Source organism: Candidatus Symbiothrix dinenymphae (assembly GCF_001431085.1).
The window spans coordinates 1-566 of record NZ_BBRU01000259.1; the positions used below are offsets into that span (position 1 = coordinate 1).

Sequence of the window (566 nt, forward strand, 5' to 3'; positions counted from 1 at the left end):
CCCCAAGATGCAGGAGGGGATGCTGGATGCGGCATTTATGGTGGCATACCTGCATCAGGGCGCCCGCAATGCCAAAGCATCGCAACAAGCAGTGGAAAAGACCGAAAACATTCTCAAAGAACTCATCCGACAAATCGAAAAAAACAACGCCACAGCAGGTTTAGCAAAGACTTCGGCAGACCTGAAACGGCTAAAAAGCGAAGGCAAAAAAGCCATTTTTATGGGCATCGAAAACGGCTACGGTCTGGGCAAAGACATCCGCAACGTGCAAAAATTCGCCGACATGGGCGTGCGCTACATCACGCTGTCGCACAATGGCGACAATGACATTTGCGATGCCGCCAACAAGAGCAAAACCACCCACAACGGCTTGAGCGACTATGGCAAAACCGTTGTCCGCGAGATGAATCGCTGCGGCATCATGGTCGATATTTCGCACACCTCCGAAAAAACTTCGTTTGATGTGCTGGCAGTCAGCACCAAGCCCATCATCGCCTCCCATTCGTCCGCCAAAGCGGTGTACGACCATCCGCGCAATGTGTCCGACAAGTTGCTGCGCGCCATCG

At 52.8% G+C, this 566-nt stretch carries 1 protein-coding gene; it reads left to right on the forward strand.

The genetic code is table 11. From position 1 onward, the window contains the following. Positions 1-566: dipeptidase (locus ASC50_RS03430; RefSeq protein WP_193391196.1), on the forward strand; the 566-nt coding region annotated here is incomplete at both ends.